The sequence below is a fragment of the Vibrio sp. 1731 genome (assembly GCF_033339955.1).
GTDB lineage: Bacteria > Pseudomonadota > Gammaproteobacteria > Enterobacterales > Vibrionaceae > Vibrio > Vibrio alginolyticus.
This window is the reverse complement of sequence record NZ_JAWOVO010000138.1, coordinates 1-1,126: the sequence shown is the minus strand read 5'-3', so window position 1 is coordinate 1,126 and position 1,126 is coordinate 1. Positions and strand designations below refer to the sequence as shown.

The window sequence follows — 1,126 nt, the reverse complement described above, 5'->3', positions numbered from 1 at the left end:
CTCCACTTTGCCAAGCAACTCAAGTGCTGCCCCACCTTTGATCAATGCACCACGGCGTGCCGCAGCAGCCAGACCCGACGTAATCGCAGCAGGCGTTGAAATAACCAAGGCACAAGGACAAGCGATTAAGAGCAATGCTAAACCACGGTACACCCATGTTTCCCAAGGTTGAGCGAACAGTAATGGTGGCGTAACGATAACGGCAAGAGACACCAGCATCATAAGTGGTGTGTACCAGCGACTAAATTTATCGAGGAATCGTTCTAACGGCGCTTTGCGCGATTCAGCTTCTTCAATCAAATGAAGGATGCGGTCAATGGCATTTTCACCTTGGCGGGAGGTCACTTGCACCTGCACTACTTTATCGACTACCACAGCCCCCGCCATGATTTTCCCGCCTTCTTCATGCTCAACAGGAACTGATTCACCGGTCAATGCACTTTCATCAAAGCTGGCTAACGTCGTCATCAATACACCATCAGCAGGCAAACGACCGCCAGGTGCCACTTCAATGACGTCCCCAGGTTGAAGCTGAGACGCTGGCACTTCTTTGCGTACACCATCAATGATCAGCGTGGTGTTTTCTGGCACCAAATCCATTAAGGCCTGAACGCCACTTCGAGCTCGTGACGATGCGTATGCTTCTAGCTTTTCACCAATAAGGAAGAGCAATAACACCATCGCGGCTTCTGCGGTTTCACCTAAGTACAACGCACCTAATGCAGCAACACTCATCAGTGTTTCAATGGCAAATGGTGTGCCACCACGAGCCAGTTTGACGGCCTTACGGGCAATAGGATACAAACCCAGCAAACAGGTTAAAGTAAAAATCCAGCTACTAAGCTGAGGGTTGATGCTTGCGACTAGGCCCGCAAATGCCATAGCACCTGCGATCGATAAAATCTGTAGATTGTCTTGAACAAAACCGAACCAGCCTTTGTTCTCTTTCTTTTGCTTTGGTTTATCCAGCGCAGAAAGCGGGAAACCAGTTTGGCGCGCTGTTTGTTCGATGATCGAACTTAGGGAATGGTCATCAAAATCGACAACTAACTTTTCTGTAGCAAAAAGGACTTTAGCATTCGTAACGCCTTGCAATGACATGATGGCTTTTTCAAGCTTTTGCGCG

1 protein-coding gene is annotated in these 1,126 nt (G+C 48.8%); it reads right to left on the bottom strand.

The window, feature by feature from the left end:
- On the bottom strand, positions 1-1,126 hold a 1,126-nt coding region (locus R7035_RS25735; protein ID WP_318146382.1), incomplete at both ends, for an HAD-IC family P-type ATPase.